A 13,918-nucleotide genomic window follows, 5' to 3' on the forward strand; every position below is an offset into this window, starting at 1 on the left:
ACTCCAGGGGATAGGGGGGTGTTACTGGGCGCGGCGACCGGATTCGGTAACGCGCAGGACCTTGTTGCCGGCATAGAGCATGCCGTTGAGGTTGACGTCAGCCGCCGAGAGCGACTGGAACAGGCGTTTCACTGCGGTGCGGAAGTCGCCTTCGAAGCTTGCCGTAACATTGATCGGCACATCCACCGAAGCCTCCCACACCAGTTGCCAGCCGGCTTTGACCGCCCATTTGTTAAGGGCCCGGCGCAGCGTGGCATCGGAGGCGGCTATCACCCACTGCTCTGGGACTGGCTTGGGCGGCGGCGTCACCTTGGCGACGACAATTGGCGGCACCGGTGTCACCGGCATGGCTTTGCCTGGCTGCAGCGGCACGGCATTGGCGCCGAAAGCGGAGGCCGTTACCGCTGTCACCGGCTTACGCCTGGCGGCATTAGCCACGATCTTGGCAGCAGGCATGACCGATACGACTACCGGCTTGGCTTCAACAACCTTGGGCGCAGGGGTAGCTGCAGGTAAAGCGGCTGCGGTTGCAGGTACAGCAACAGCCGTTGGACCAGCACCAGGCACTTTTGCTGGTAGCGGCGCAACGGCTGTAGCGGGTGCAGCTGCCGGTGGTGTACTGGTTTGATGCAAGCGCAACTGAGCCTGGCTGAGCGTGGAGGCGCTGAACGCAATCTGCTCATCGATCCATAGGTCGGCAGGCACCTGCGCAGGGGGTGGGGCTGTTTTACAGCCTGAAATGAGTGCAATCGCTGCAGTAAGCAGCAGGGGATTTCGCATAGGTGCCTCTCAGCAATGCCGATATGAAAGTCATGAACAGGGAGTCAGGTAGAAAGCAGTTTTGGAAACGCACAACGGCGAGCCAGGCAGCTCAGCAACTCAAAAAGCACCAGAGGTTTCACTGCTCAGAATAAGGAGGTGAGTTTTCATTGATGCAGAAAGCAGCGCTCAGCAGTGGGTAGTGCTGGATAGAGGTAGAATGCCTGGCCAAATTCCTTGTGAGCACTCAATCGTTTCGAGCCGCACCCGCTACAGTCTGAACCCAGTTTTGACGTGCCAGTTCGCCATAGTGATCGACCAGGTGCTGGACAAATTGTGAGGGTGTTATCTGGACGCGTGTCTCGTTACTCACGTCGATTGCAAGCTGCATGATGTGGGTAAAGCGCTCTGCGTTGACGTAGACGCTTGTCGTAGTCTTTGGAGCGGGCTTGTTGTCGGATGCTTCCATCGGTTTCTCCTGAAAAATGCGCTATTTGGTTTGGTGTACATGTTGAGCCGCCGCTTTGTGTGGCGGTCTTCGGTTGATTTACTTATGCCGCCTCAAGGAAGCGGCATAAGTGAGCCGTCCGGTTTGTGTAACCTATGGGCTTGGCCGTGGTGAACCACTATGCGTAGTGTTGCGCTCATAAATCAGGTGTGGAGAGACTTGTCGATGGACAAGAAAAATCTTGAGGTGCTTCAGCAATTGAAGAACCAGATTCAGGAGAGAACCGAAAAGGAAGATGCCAAAGCCGCAGTCATTGGCCAGCGCAATCTGCTTCAAGGTACGACGGAGAGGGATTTGCAGGCCGGCGCCCAGTCGATAGCCAAAGGGACGCACGAAAAACATTTCGATCAGAACACTGCTCGAACTAGACCGAGTTCTCCTTGGCCTGCTGATGAGATTTTTCGAGGTGACGTAGAGAGCGGTCGGTCGGAAACGGTTTTGGAGCGAACTGATCCCTCGAGCGCTTTAACCAAGAGGACATCTGGAGCTAACGGCAGTAGGTGTATATTCCGGGGTGTTTCGGTGAGCGATGGCCAGTACGAAGCCCTGAAGGACTCCTTAGCACATCAGATATATAGCGACGATTTCGAAGGCCTGACCAAGAAATTCGGTGCGATCACCTTTTATCTTTCTCAAAGAAATGATGATTTTGAGGCTATCGACGTTTACAAAAAAATTGCCCAGATGCTGATCCTGGGCAAGTCAAACGGACATATGCCGGGACTCGAGGATGAACATAAGGTCGCAGAAATCAGGGCTGATGTCGCAAGAGTGACGAAAGCTGCACAACCAGTCCGAAAAGCGGCGGACAAAAACGTCCCAGCCTGGAGCAAGCGCTATTGCCAATGGTGCCATGCTGAATTTGTTATTCATCGAGACTGGGTCAAGCCACCGACAAGGTGTAAAAACTGCCGGGATAGCTTTCATCACACCAATGCTCCCAAAAAACACAAAAGCGGAAAAACGGTCTATAGCCAAAATGTGATCTACAGCGGCGGTTCACCGGGACTCGGCAAGCGGCCCTAGGAAGCGAATAAACTCGATGTGGACGCTTGTCACCTCACCACTTGGCCATTCGATAACAGCCGCAGGCCACATTAAAACGGTGCCATCTTCGATACAGCTGTCTGTCGAAAAGGCATGAAACGTGGCCTCGCCTCGATCGACCTTGGCCGGTTCGTCAGTTCCAGTATCTGCCCATCTCAACACCATGACCTTTCTCACATCCATATCTCCGCATGCTTTCCCAGGTTCAGTTTGCTTGAGCCGCGTCAGGTAAACACCCAGCCCCGCAACTGGCGGTAGGCTGGGTTTCTTGCATCAGCAATGTCAGTCGTAGCGCTACACCGTCGATGGCTTCACGCTTTGGCTTGTACGGCCTGGAGCTTCCCTGTTCGCGATACCTATCTCGACGTCGGCATGGCGGTCATGGGGTCGTATTGCTTATGCGATTACAAGCTACAGCTCAGACGGCCCATTGGTTTAGGCAGCTTGATCGCCAACACCGGCTTGTAGACCGGGCTTACCTCCCTCTCAAAAGAGCTTCCCTCAGCACCCTCTCAAAAAGTTGCTCAGGCGAAGCAGACGGTAGGCACTGGGCCGTACCGTCGCTTGAACTCCGACCGCGACCCTGTCCGCCAGAAAACTTGTTTGGGGCTTTACGCTGCGCACCCTGGGTCAGTTGCCAACCCTCTGAGTCATTAGGGCTGACTCATCGCTGCCATAACCACGGCCGGTGTCTATCCGGCAGTACCAGCAGCAGGGAAACGCATCATGGCTTACTGCCATATTTGCAACTGATGAACGACAAAATAAAGCCGGAGCAAAAAAAAGTAAACCACCTGTACAATTTTATTTCACATCTATGCCTTCCAGACGCTAGCAGCGACTGAAAAAATGTCGATTTAGGCATGACGGCATGGAAGATCTGCGCACCTTCATAGGGCAACGCATCCGTGAGGCGAGAAGGGCACTCGATATCACTCAGCTTGAGTTAGCAAACAAGCTAATGTGCGAGCCGCCATTAGTGAGTAGGTACGAGCGTGGTACTACAATGCCCACAATTGAACAACTGCTTAAAATATCAGCTGCTCTAGGTGTAATGCCTAGCGATTTAATACCTGCGCCTGAAAACCCTGAAACTATAAAAGCCAGATATTTTAGAGAAGTTATAAAATCAAAAATCTCAAGTATTTCCGACCCTAAATCCTTAGAGAACATAATATTATTTATTGACGAAAACTATAACCTGTAAAGGCTTACTTTAAAATTTTTTCTCATATCGCAAGAAAGATCGAATATTTTTTGCCCTATCTAAGCATATTTTATTAAATTCGGCAGCATTGAAGTCACCGTTCAAATCGCATCTGCTATGCGCGTATGCATACATCTCAATTATTTTTGTTAAATTCATCAACTCATCTAATAATTTTTGATGCTCGCTGGCTAAGCAAGGCTGAAGCTCTTCGTTCAGATCTTCCATACTCGTTCCATCCGTACCGACACGTGGATCTACTGTCAAAAGCTGCGATGACCTACCGGCAAAAGCACTGTACATAATCACAGCCCTGCGTTCAACCTGGCATTGGATCGCATTTGTAACGGTTGACGAATGGCAATGTGATGACGGCATCGTACGAACCAGTACGCCGGATGCGTAGTGCAATTCAGGTGCCAGTAGGGCCGCAGCAATGACAAGCCACAGCGACCGTCATGGTTTGAGATACCAGCCAAGCTGAACCGCGGCTTAGATCGAGCCAGATCCTTCATGGATCTGAGACAAGGGAATGCGCAAGGCTAACCGTCAAAAATGCCCAGGTAACCACGTTGAACCGGATGAGTTGGCTTTGAATAGCCATACGGATTGAGCTGAAAGGTCAACGACTATGAAACGGGTCCCGACTTGTAGCGGGTGAATCGTTCCGAAAGCTGGCTCGTGATCCAGCATTCTGTCCTGAGAGCACACCAAACGCTAAACCGGGTGGTGTTGGGATACCAGCTGCTCAACTGAAAAGCGTACTAAAAATCTGGCTCTTACGTACATCAGTAAACACGGTGACAGACGTGCACACGGGTACGCCACACTGTCAGGAAAACCTAATAGCAGTGGTCGTACCAGTGCATTCCACTTTTTAATCGACTCGAACGAAAACCTGCTTTGCCATCTCATTTCCGCCGACCGTCTCAAGGCGCTTGCCGCCATCAAGAACACGGACATTTATTAGCGCAGCGCCACTCTTGTCACGGGCAACGACGATATCATCCTTACGCTCCCATTCGTCGACCTTGATCTTGTTACCGTTGGCTTCGATGTAATCGCTGGAAAACTTCACTGTCTGCTTACCAGCTTCGAAGCCCATGACCTTAGTGCTGGCCTCGTAAGTTCCATCCAGCCCGTCGTTACCACAGCCTGCCAATACAAAAAAAGGCAGGGTGGCGAGGATCAGTTTGAGTTGACGCATGTGATTTTCCTTATCAGTTGAATGCGTTGAATAGCTGCATAATCTACGAGCTAACCAGCCAGATAGACAACCAATACCTCACCCCGCCTCATTTTTTCGATACTGCGTCATAAAATTGGGACTCTGCGGTTCAAAGCATGTATTTCCAGAATGACCTGGCAAGCCTCACCGACAGGCTCAAAATACAGCGCGCTGATGACGACTTGCCGCCTCAGCTACCCTCATCGACTCAATTGAGTAAACCGACTCGGGCACGAGTAACAAGCGCTGCAGCCCGATAGGCTCACCAGTTTCCTTGCAGTACCCATAGTCACCGAGGCGAATCAGCTCTATGGCATGCAATGCCTGGTTGAGTGTGACCTTGTCACGCTCGATCATTTGCAGTGCAAAGGAGCGCTGTTCCTCATCCGACGCAAAATCTGCCTCGTCTGCATGCCGCTCAACTTCACAACCTAACTGATTGCTGGTGAGACGATTTCGCAGATCCTCTACTTTGGTTTGCAGACGCGCTTTGAAGAAACCCAGCTGCGTAGCACACATGTAGTCGTCTTCGGACTGGGCTAGGAGATCGGCATCGGTGAGCATGTGTTGCACCTCATAAGGGTGGGTTGAGCTTTCAAGGACCAGACGCTTTCGGACTCAAAACTACTGCCATCAGTTCAACACCCATATAGGTTGGGCGTATCAGGGACGAGGAAACGAGTTCCGATTCGGAGCAGGCTGAACTATTCCAAGATCTGGCTCATGGGGCCGGGTTCTGTGAACCGATTCCTGGGCAGGCTGCAAACGCTCCATCTGCTGACGCTGCATGAAGTCAGTAGGTGCGTAGCGGTTGTTGACGTAGGTATCGTTGAACATATTGAGAGTAAGCATCGTATTTTTCGTGAACGCTTGGTCACCGCGTACCTCGATTCGGTCGTGACTTTTCAGTGACGCCAAGGCTACAGCCATATCGAAGTTTTTGCGGTTATCGTAGTCAGCATAATAGGGAGCTATGTGTACCCTTTCCCCTTCATCAATCACACCGACCACGCCGTCACGAATGTACTCAGCGACGCCACTGCGACGAAGCTGTGTGGTGTGCGTTGATCGGTCGAGAATGGGCGAGTCATCCGCCTTGCCACATAAGATGATGCGATCAGGTGCTTTGGCATCTGCACGCTTCTGTCGCTTTTCTCTGTAGGCAAAACCGCGCAGCTGACTGATGGCCGCAACATCACCACGCACGGCACAATACTCGACCCATTGACGATAAGGCAGCGGCCTGGCCAGTCCCTTGTCGACCAGCATTTGTCGCTCGGCTCGCACCCGGAGACGCAGCTCGGCCAAAGCCTTCATCTGATCAAACTCGGCTGCCCGATACATGAGCTTGCGCAGCAAAGGTTTCTTGTACCTCTTACGCACATCGGCTTTGACGGCGCGGTAATGATCCAGCAATTGGCGACGCCGGTTAGGCACATCCAGGTCCGGTTTTTTCCAGGCACCACGATACCGCTCATAGCGCTGCTTGAGCTCTAGACGCGCATCGGCCCTTTCTTGCCGGCGCTCAAACCGTACATCCTTGTCGCGCAGCTCAAAAGCCGGTTGATAGAACGAAGCAATGGTCATGGTCTCGTCGTCAAAGTCGATTGTTTGGAACGATGGCGGGCCTTGGTAACGACCTATGTATGGCTCAAGTCGAGCCTTGGTCAGTGTCGGGTGTACCGAAGATGCCTTGACCACAGGACCGTCAGGACGGATGAAGTCATAGATGACCAAACCCCCACCCTGCTCGCGCAAACCGAGACCACGATTGTGCAAGAGACGGTGCGCACTTTCCCACGACAGCTGCCCTTGTTGCATGGCGTTTGAGAGGCGATCCCGCACCTGCTCCACGGCGTAGTGGTAGAGACTTTCAGTGTTCGAATAAACCTGCAAAGGCACCGTGCCTTGCGGCGCACTCCCGAAGCGAAATGGTGCACGAACCAGTTGATCATTGGCGCCCCACTCCCAACTGCCATTGTCCTGGATGAAGCCATGTTTGCGCTCCAGGACTCGGCAGCTTTTCTGCAGCACGTCGTGATCTTTCCAGATTTCAGCAGCCCGGTAATCAATCGGACTGATACGGTTAACCGCTACGTGACAATGCGTGTTGTCGGTGTCCTGGTGGATGGCAGTCACGTACTGGTGATCCTGCATGCCAAGCTGTCGAATGCAGAAATTGGCGCAATCGAAAATCTGAGCATCGGTGGGAACTTCGTTCTCACGCCAGGACAAGATGAAGTGATAAACCGGGTCTTCGCAGCGTGTGTTTTGCGCAGCCACCATGTTCATTTCTGCCGCTGCAGTTTCCAGGGAAAAGCAGTTCGTTTCACAAGAGACACCTCCACTCAACACACGCTGACGACCATCTGCTGAGGTGTGCGTGACGACCACAATACGCTCGGAACCATCAGTACGATCAACGTAGTTAACCAGGCGTTCGAACTGTGCCTTCTTCGACTTGGAAGCGGCACGTCGTGGCTCGTCAGTCAAAACCTCATCATCTTTGGGCTTCTCTGCACGATCGCTGATGTAGCTCACCAGCCTCCCAAAGCTGGAGCCTTTATCGCCACGTTTTGGAGGAGTGATTGCGTTCATGGCTAAGCCGCTTTACTGCACATGCGATTGAGAAAGATCGATAGCGTTGACTGCTTTCTTGATGGCCACGAGGACATCAGAAAATTGCTGGCTAAGCTCGGTCGTCATGCCGTCCTGCATCTGATTAAACAGGTGTTTCTGCAGACCTCCAAGCTGCAAAAGCTCCCCCATCAGCTTCTTGTCTGTGGGTGTTTTGATCTTGCGATTCAGAGCCGTGCTGCGCATCAAATCTGACAGAGAAAGCTCGGCGGCCTTGGCTTTAGCTTGCAGGATCGATTTTTCATCGAGTGTGCAACGCACCTTGATCCACTGATCCCTCTGACGTGATTCGCTTTTCGACATAACTCAAACTCTCACTCAAACGATAACGCTACACGGGGTGTCGGGGCGTAGCCCTGATCCGGTGGATGGGGTCACTGCCCGCGTGCGGGCGGTGGCCACATCCTCTATCCGGTCAATTCTTTGATTCGGCTTTACAGGCTCTAAATAGCAGATTACTTTGAGGCTGGCAAGGACAGGTCATCAGGATGGGCGGATAATCGAAGGGGTTGATGCTAAATTGGCAGATGCCTGAGGCGAAAGGAGGCGTATTTCATGAGAAAAGGCAGGACCTGCAACCAGGAAGACGTGAGGAAGGCCATGGATCACATCGACAACCTTCCCAGCCAGAAGGCTGCAAGGTTCGATGCGGAAGGGGTTGATGCCAGCGACTCGGAATCGCCAAACCAGGCAATGCACGAGGATGAATTCACGCTGACCGAGATTAAGCGTTTCCTGGATTCGCACGGGTTTAACACGACGATTGACGAGTTGCGCCGGCTACGAAGGCTTACAGTTCACCTGGATGGAAATAGTGATCCAGAATCCTGATACCTCATCCATGTCGACACGATCCGCAAACCTGAATGCGTAAGTGAAAGACTAGGATAGGCGTCGGACAACACCGAAAAGGCCCACCAATGGGTAGCCGGACCTCCCGATCTGAGCGCTGGCAGAATGTCGACTTGCGCTGTGCTTGATGCGTTGGTAAAGCGAATGTGTGGCCTTGAGATCCGCACCACCACAGATCAGCGATGTTGCACAGGCGTACGATGCCGATAAAGTCGCGTTTACGTCATCAGCGACTTGATTTAGTGCCCTCATAACCGTTTAGATGGCCAGGCAACATCATTCTGAAACTCTACGGACCTGAATAATGGCCAAGCAAAAAATTTACACGCAAGCCGAACTAGACAGCGCCAAGCAAGTGTTGGCTGAATTGCCGGATCTGAGCCGCAACAAAATCGGCCAGGCTGAAGCCCTGGAACAGCTCAAGGATCAGATTATTGTCCTGTCCAGTCAGAAGGGCTACAGCGTGCCGGAGATTCGTGAGGCGCTGGATTCGGTCGGTGTAAAAACCACTGCCAAAACAATTTCCGATCTGCTGGCCGTGCGCAAGCGTACGCCGGCCAAGGCTAAAAGCACGTCGGAGTGAGGTGGGATTGGGCGCCGGTTCATGGCGCGAAAGCGGAGAGCCCCGTGCGAGGGGCTTTCCGTTTGTAATGCGAATGTTCAAGCATTCGGGCCGAGTATCAAGCCATGTTCCGGCTCGATTTCAGGGCCTGGGCCAGGACCCAAAGTGCACGATTCAATTTCACATCCTGGTCAATGCCATTGACGCCACGTGTGGTCGTGCGCCGGCCTTGTTTGTTGCGGCCGGCCAGACCGCCCTTGATGGTGTTTTCCTGAATGCGGTTGAACGTGGTCCACAGATCGCTGCTGCGATCTTCGTGGCGGCGCGGCATCAGCAACTGTGAGGCGCTGACCGGGGCCGGACCTTCTGCCGGATCGTAACGATAAGCCAGCGCGGCCATGGCGAAGGCTTCTTGCTCGTCGACGTGCAACGTCTGATGCTTCATGTCAGCGGTGGTATGGTCGATCTGCTCGAAATGCTTCAGCACTTCATAGGCACCTTCGATCACATCGTGAATCACATCGCCGCGTCCACTGTGGCGCACTTTCTGATCGGCGGCCAGGTCGCCCAGGACCAGACCGTTCGCGCACACGAAGCGGAATTTTCCGCCCATCATTTGATAGCTGCTGCTGCCGTCATGGCTATTGAGCAACACGACTTCGTTGGCTTCCTTGTCCAGGATCTGGCTCACATGGCGCAGGCGCAGCATGTGCTTGGTGTGCTCGCGCTTGTCTTCGTTGCGCACACGGGTCTGACACGCCATGAACGGCTCGAAACCCTCAGCGCGCAGCGCATCAATCACCTGCACCGTCGGAATGTACAGGTAGCGCTCTGAACGGCTGTCGTGCGCTTCTTCGGCAAAGATCGAAGGCACTACACGGGCGATCTGATCGTTGCTCAGTGCTACGTCACTACGGATCATGCAAGGGTTACGGAAGTTGCTGGAAAGGCGCATGGAAACTCTCCTGGTCATCGTGCCCGTTCAACGGGGCTGAACGGTTGGGTTAGCGTGAAGTGGTAGCGCTGAACTGGATCTCCAGGCGCTGCAAATACCAGGGAGAAAAATGGCCGTTGCAACCACCGCCTCTGACGCGCTTCTCTGGCTGTTGCTCTGCTTTTTGCTTCATCTCGTTTCACCTCAATGCTGGCTTGGCGGAGTGCCTTGCGCCGTGGCGCTGAGGTCGATCGGGCGCACAGGCGCCTGACAAGGGCGCGATGCGAGGCCGCAGCTAAGGGAGCGAAGCGAGTCTGAACGGGGGAGTGTCGCGGGCGTAGCCGTACCCTTGTCAGGTGCCGCGCTCGAGCTACCGTCAAGCGCAGGCGAAAGGCTCGCCGCCAAGCCTGAAGGTGACACGGGAAGTCGCAGCAGCGACGGCAAGCGGAGCGCGCAGGCCGAAGGCCGGAGGCGTTAAAGCCGGCTTGCCGGCGTGGATTGAAGCCCGAAGGGCCGAGACAAGTCGGCTTCATGACTTGGCTCGGTGCGAAGCACGAAAGCCTGGCCCGTAGCGCAGCGAAGGGAACGCCCGGTGGTGAAGTTCAGCCGATCATCGGCACCTGGTCGACATCGGGCACGTCGGCCCCTTCGCCCGCCTCATGCGCCGCTCTGAGCGTGGCTGCAAGGTCCACCACTTGTTTCGCGTGCGCCGGTGGTAACCATGCTTCAACCTTTACCCAACTGCCAGGCAAACCCTGCATGCGCGCACGTATACGCGCCATAAGCCTGTGCACAACCTGCCTGGCCAATCCAGTGTCAGCGGCAGCCTCGGCCACGCTGGCTCCCATGACCAGGACAAGCCTGGCGGCGTGGATTGAACGGTCTGAAAAGGCACGGCGCCGATGCTGGCTGGCCAGCATCACAATCACGAGCTCGAACTCGGCTGGGGTCATCAAGCCGCAACTGGGGACCGGACTGATCAGGCGAACCAGCTGTGCGACCTGGGCCGGCGTGTAGCGTTCGTTGATGTGTTTGGCGTGCGCGACCAAGTCGTCGCTGGGGAAAGTCATGGCGGAATCTCGGAGCGTTAAATCAGAGACTATCTAAATTGACACCAGTTGTAACCTATTAATCTGTCATTTTTGGATAGATCCCAGAATGACATCGGTACTTGGCACTGTATAATTATTACTGATAGTAAAACGCTAGTTATAGACCGATGCACCACTCCAGTCTGTTGCCGGCTCAGGCGACATCAAGCTCAAGAAGAAGTAACTCTCAATGAAGAATGTCCCAGAACGAACCGAGCTGTTGCAGCAGATCAACAAGCTGCTCATGGCAGTGGATTCGATGCAAACCTGCCTAGATGCACCCGAGGCCACGAACACCGATGGCAGCTTCGACATTGCCCGCACCAACTTGCGTATCGTGGCCAACGAGGCCGCACAGGTTGTCGAACGTCTGCAAAGCGCTCATGAGCAACGTCAACGGTCTCGCCAAAAGGTGACGCTGGCCACGTCGTTGCTGGCCGGCGCAGAAGCGTCGGAATGGCAGGCCAACAAATTCAAGGCGAATGGTGATGAGGCTGGAGCACGCAAGGCCAGCGAAAATGCCATTACTCTGCGCAAGATGGCATCAGAAGCGGCTGTTACTGAACGCCGGCAAAGCATCCACCTTGTACCGAGCATTAATTAAGCCGCGTCTCCGGTCTCCAAGGTATCGCTAGTGAACACCGTTATGACTTTAGGGCAGTCCAACGGAAAACATTCCGTCATGCTGCGTGGACAACGCGAGTAATCAACGGGATGTTGTCCTTGTGCTCGGCCTGCCACAGGTCATAGGCCGACTGGCGACCCAGCCACATACGGGCCTTGCCCAAGCCAGCAAGCTCCAAACGCACCGCCATGTCGGCACTGATCGGTGCCCGGCAATGAATCACATTGGAAAGCAGCACTCGCGAATAGCCCAGGTGCTTGGCCAGGGCCGTAACACTCATCTTGATTTCGGGCAGCACGTCTTCGCGCAACGCCTCACCAGGATGTGGAGGATTAAACATCGTCATTTGAACTCTCCTATCAGTGGTAGTCGAGGTAGTCGACCAGTTCAACATCATTCCCAATAAAGCGAAAAATCACTCGCCAGTTACCAGAGACGCTGACTGACCAAAACCCGGCCAGTTCGCCCTTGAGTGGATGCAGACGCATACCAGGCTCGTCCATGTCATCCGGCATGGCCGCTATGTCGAGAGCGGACAATACACGGCGTAGGCGGGCAACGTGATCAGCCCGAACGCCTTTAGCGTTGCCGGTCTGGTGCAGGGCTTTTAAGCCTTTATGTCGGAAGGTCTTGATCATAGAGCGATTGTAAAGCATCGCTTTACACAACACAAATGTTATATGCAAAGCGTTGCTTTACAATCGATCCGAGTAAGGAGCCGGGTAGAGGCTTACGCCACCCGCAAGCACGTCAAAGGCATAATTTTCGGCTATCGAAATAAATGCGAAAAAAACCGTGACTTTGGCGGGCTTGATAGCGCAGCTACTTTTCCTATCAGTTAGCGACGCTGGCTGTCCGCCCATTCGCTCACTAGTGTTGGGGCTGATGCCAAATTGACCCAGTTGCCGGTGCAATGCTGACCCAGCATCAATCGGTAAATATCTAGTGCTGATGATGGTTTACAAGATAGGGGCCTGGGTCAGTGCGATTCCGGTAACTGGGTCAATCCTGAGCCAGCGGCAACAGCCAGCTTTTACTATGCAAAGTGGTCCAGCTTATTTTTGAACCAGGCTTTAGCCTCCCCCAAATTGCCGCAGTCAACTGCAGCGATAACTTGAGCCAAGCCACCAACCGCCTTTCGAGGCGACAATTCACCAGCCGCGACTGCCGCGAGGACTTCTTTAAGCATTTCGTCCATGTCGCGGTGATCGGCGTTACTGAGCATTGGTTTACGTTCGGTGTTCATTTCTCGTCTCCTGGCAAATGAATCATGGGTTTCGCCAACTCTAGTTCCGTTTAACGGAACAGTCAACGTTTTCTGAACGCCCGCTTTCCGTAAGACCTCCCCCCAAGACTGGATACGGAAAACACCGCCGATTTTTACGACATCTACCCCGAACTCCTCACAAAGAGTCTGCGCATACTCGTCAATTTTGCTTTTGCTCAACCCCGTCAGTGCAGCCACCGACGTAGCCGTCGGTGTTTCGAGCTTGTCGATAGCTGCAAGTGTTATGAGCAGACGCCCTGCATGCCCTTTCGGGTACTGAGGCACCCCGTGCGCATTAACCTTAACGAGCTCATCATCAGCGCTCATCAAATGATTCTCCGAACAATGTCGCCAAGCCGGACAGGATCGCCCGCGCACAGCCGCTTCACCGCTTCCAAGCTTTCAATGCCAAGGATTTCGCTGATATGCCGTAGATCAATCCCTTGGCGCCTCAGTTTGACTGCCAGAGTGCGTCGGCCTGATTGCGCGCTGGCCCCCTCAATGCCGGCCTGGGTGAACAACCGCACGTACAGGCGGCTCAGCTGATTCGCACTGTAATAAATCTTGCCGTCGCGCTGCTTTGCGCTGATCTTCAATCCATCTCCGGTGCGGCCTGATACGAACAGCTGCGAGCCAGGATCAAGGCCACGGTAGGCCATGCGCCTTGTCGATACCCCATGGCCACGCTCCAGGCGCTCAGCCAAGTGCGCGTCTATGGCATTGGTAAGCTTCTTATTGACCCAGCACACTGGCCGTTCGCGGTGGTTGTAGGCCACCTCGGCGCGCACCAAGGAATCAACTCGAATGCAACCCGCCTCGTCTAGGTAGTCGCTCACACGCAGGCGGCAAATCTCCGTCACCGTCATGCCGGTGCCGAAGCAAGTCAGCAGCAGTGCCGCGTCTCGGATTCCATTCTCATGACTGCTGATCCTGGCGACCTTCACCGCGTGTTCCAGTTGCTGATCCTCGATCACAATCGCTTTGGGCATTGTTCATTCTACATAGTGATAAGCAATCAATCCCAACATATTACGTTATCAAAAAAGCCGGTGAAAGCCCGGCCTGCTTGCACTGTGCGATGTTCACGGAAAATTCCACAGGCAGTCGCATTGATTGCCACCAGCCGTAGCAGGTATGTCGAAAACTGGAGCCACCGGTTTAGGCCTTTACCAGCTTGAGGTGGCATTTATTTCGGAAAACG

18 protein-coding genes are annotated in these 13,918 nt (G+C 53.9%); 5 read left to right on the forward strand and 13 right to left on the reverse strand.

Going from position 1 to position 13,918, the window contains the following annotated elements; genetic code table 11:
* Window positions 1-21 precede the first annotated feature (21 nt).
* Together ACYAS9_RS16075 and ACYAS9_RS16080 are read right to left on the reverse strand one after the other, a co-directional pair.
* Window positions 22-456 carry a toxin co-regulated pilus biosynthesis Q family protein gene (locus ACYAS9_RS16075; RefSeq protein WP_463569268.1) on the reverse strand — a complete coding sequence of 145 codons (435 nt, stop codon included), beginning with the start codon at window positions 454-456 and terminating at the stop codon, window positions 22-24.
* A 550-nt stretch (window positions 457-1,006) separates the two neighbouring features.
* Complete coding sequence (locus tag ACYAS9_RS16080) at window positions 1,007-1,228, reverse strand: hypothetical protein (protein ID WP_463569269.1); 222 nt, start codon at window positions 1,226-1,228, stop codon at window positions 1,007-1,009.
* A 204-nt stretch (window positions 1,229-1,432) separates the two neighbouring features.
* Between ACYAS9_RS16080 and ACYAS9_RS16085 the strand changes: the two genes are divergently transcribed.
* Together ACYAS9_RS16085 and ACYAS9_RS16090 are read left to right on the forward strand one after the other, a co-directional pair.
* Window positions 1,433-2,293 (forward strand): hypothetical protein, encoded by an 861-nt coding sequence (locus ACYAS9_RS16085; RefSeq protein WP_463569270.1) that lies wholly within the window; start codon window positions 1,433-1,435, stop codon window positions 2,291-2,293.
* Between the two features lie 892 nt (window positions 2,294-3,185).
* Window positions 3,186-3,521, forward strand: coding sequence for a helix-turn-helix domain-containing protein (locus tag ACYAS9_RS16090; RefSeq protein ID WP_463569271.1), 336 nt, complete (start codon window positions 3,186-3,188; stop codon window positions 3,519-3,521).
* Window positions 3,522-3,530: 9 nt separating this feature from the next.
* Here the strand turns inward: ACYAS9_RS16090 and ACYAS9_RS16095 are convergent, their stop codons facing one another.
* From ACYAS9_RS16095 to mobA, 5 genes are all read right to left on the reverse strand, one after another.
* Window positions 3,531-3,749 carry a hypothetical protein gene (locus ACYAS9_RS16095; RefSeq protein ID WP_463569272.1) on the reverse strand — a complete coding sequence of 73 codons (219 nt, stop codon included), beginning with the start codon at window positions 3,747-3,749 and terminating at the stop codon, window positions 3,531-3,533.
* A gap of 649 nt (window positions 3,750-4,398) precedes the next feature.
* Entirely contained in the window at window positions 4,399-4,728 is a 330-nt protein-coding gene (locus ACYAS9_RS16100; protein ID WP_463569273.1) for a hypothetical protein, read from the reverse strand.
* A gap of 177 nt (window positions 4,729-4,905) precedes the next feature.
* A complete protein-coding gene (locus tag ACYAS9_RS16105; RefSeq protein WP_463569274.1) occupies window positions 4,906-5,313 on the reverse strand; it encodes a TraR/DksA family transcriptional regulator in 408 nt (135 codons plus the stop codon).
* Between the two features lie 99 nt (window positions 5,314-5,412).
* On the reverse strand, window positions 5,413-7,347 hold the full coding sequence (gene traI / locus ACYAS9_RS16110; protein ID WP_463569275.1) for a TraI/MobA(P) family conjugative relaxase: 1,935 nt from the start codon (window positions 7,345-7,347) through the stop codon (window positions 5,413-5,415).
* Between the two features lie 12 nt (window positions 7,348-7,359).
* On the reverse strand, window positions 7,360-7,689 hold the full coding sequence (gene mobA, locus ACYAS9_RS16115) for a plasmid mobilization protein MobA (RefSeq protein ID WP_463569276.1): 330 nt from the start codon (window positions 7,687-7,689) through the stop codon (window positions 7,360-7,362).
* A gap of 297 nt (window positions 7,690-7,986) precedes the next feature.
* On the opposite strand from mobA, the gene ACYAS9_RS16120 reads away from it, so the two are divergent.
* Together ACYAS9_RS16120 and ACYAS9_RS16125 are read left to right on the forward strand one after the other, a co-directional pair.
* On the forward strand, window positions 7,987-8,217 hold the full coding sequence (locus tag ACYAS9_RS16120) for a hypothetical protein (protein ID WP_463569277.1): 231 nt from the start codon (window positions 7,987-7,989) through the stop codon (window positions 8,215-8,217).
* Between the two features lie 325 nt (window positions 8,218-8,542).
* Window positions 8,543-8,821, forward strand: coding sequence for a mobilization protein (locus ACYAS9_RS16125; RefSeq protein WP_463569278.1), 279 nt, complete (start codon window positions 8,543-8,545; stop codon window positions 8,819-8,821).
* Between the two features lie 97 nt (window positions 8,822-8,918).
* On the opposite strand, the gene ACYAS9_RS16130 is transcribed toward ACYAS9_RS16125, so the two are convergent.
* Both ACYAS9_RS16130 and ACYAS9_RS16135 read right to left on the reverse strand, forming a co-directional pair.
* Complete coding sequence (locus ACYAS9_RS16130) at window positions 8,919-9,755, reverse strand: DUF932 domain-containing protein (protein WP_463569279.1); 837 nt, start codon at window positions 9,753-9,755, stop codon at window positions 8,919-8,921.
* 581 nt (window positions 9,756-10,336) lie between these two features.
* The gene (locus ACYAS9_RS16135) at window positions 10,337-10,804 is read right to left on the reverse strand and encodes a TrfB-related DNA-binding protein (protein WP_463569280.1); all 468 of its coding nucleotides are present in this window, start codon (window positions 10,802-10,804) and stop codon (window positions 10,337-10,339) included.
* 211 nt (window positions 10,805-11,015) lie between these two features.
* On the opposite strand from ACYAS9_RS16135, the gene ACYAS9_RS16140 reads away from it, so the two are divergent.
* On the forward strand, window positions 11,016-11,429 hold the full coding sequence (locus tag ACYAS9_RS16140; protein ID WP_463569281.1) for a hypothetical protein: 414 nt from the start codon (window positions 11,016-11,018) through the stop codon (window positions 11,427-11,429).
* Between the two features lie 76 nt (window positions 11,430-11,505).
* On the opposite strand, the gene ACYAS9_RS16145 is transcribed toward ACYAS9_RS16140, so the two are convergent.
* From ACYAS9_RS16145 to ACYAS9_RS16160, 4 genes are all read right to left on the reverse strand, one after another.
* Complete coding sequence (locus ACYAS9_RS16145; RefSeq protein ID WP_192033103.1) at window positions 11,506-11,796, reverse strand: HigA family addiction module antitoxin; 291 nt, start codon at window positions 11,794-11,796, stop codon at window positions 11,506-11,508.
* Window positions 11,797-11,809: 13 nt separating this feature from the next.
* Window positions 11,810-12,088 carry a type II toxin-antitoxin system RelE/ParE family toxin gene (locus ACYAS9_RS16150; protein WP_463569282.1) on the reverse strand — a complete coding sequence of 93 codons (279 nt, stop codon included), beginning with the start codon at window positions 12,086-12,088 and terminating at the stop codon, window positions 11,810-11,812.
* Between the two features lie 398 nt (window positions 12,089-12,486).
* Window positions 12,487-13,044 carry a hypothetical protein gene (locus ACYAS9_RS16155; protein WP_463569283.1) on the reverse strand — a complete coding sequence of 186 codons (558 nt, stop codon included), beginning with the start codon at window positions 13,042-13,044 and terminating at the stop codon, window positions 12,487-12,489.
* Complete coding sequence (locus tag ACYAS9_RS16160) at window positions 13,044-13,706, reverse strand: tyrosine-type recombinase/integrase (RefSeq protein ID WP_463569284.1); 663 nt, start codon at window positions 13,704-13,706, stop codon at window positions 13,044-13,046. The genes ACYAS9_RS16155 and ACYAS9_RS16160 overlap by 1 nt, the downstream gene beginning before the upstream one ends.
* Between the last annotated feature and the right edge of the window lie 212 nt (window positions 13,707-13,918).

Source organism: Pseudomonas sp. HP_08 (assembly GCF_055284095.1).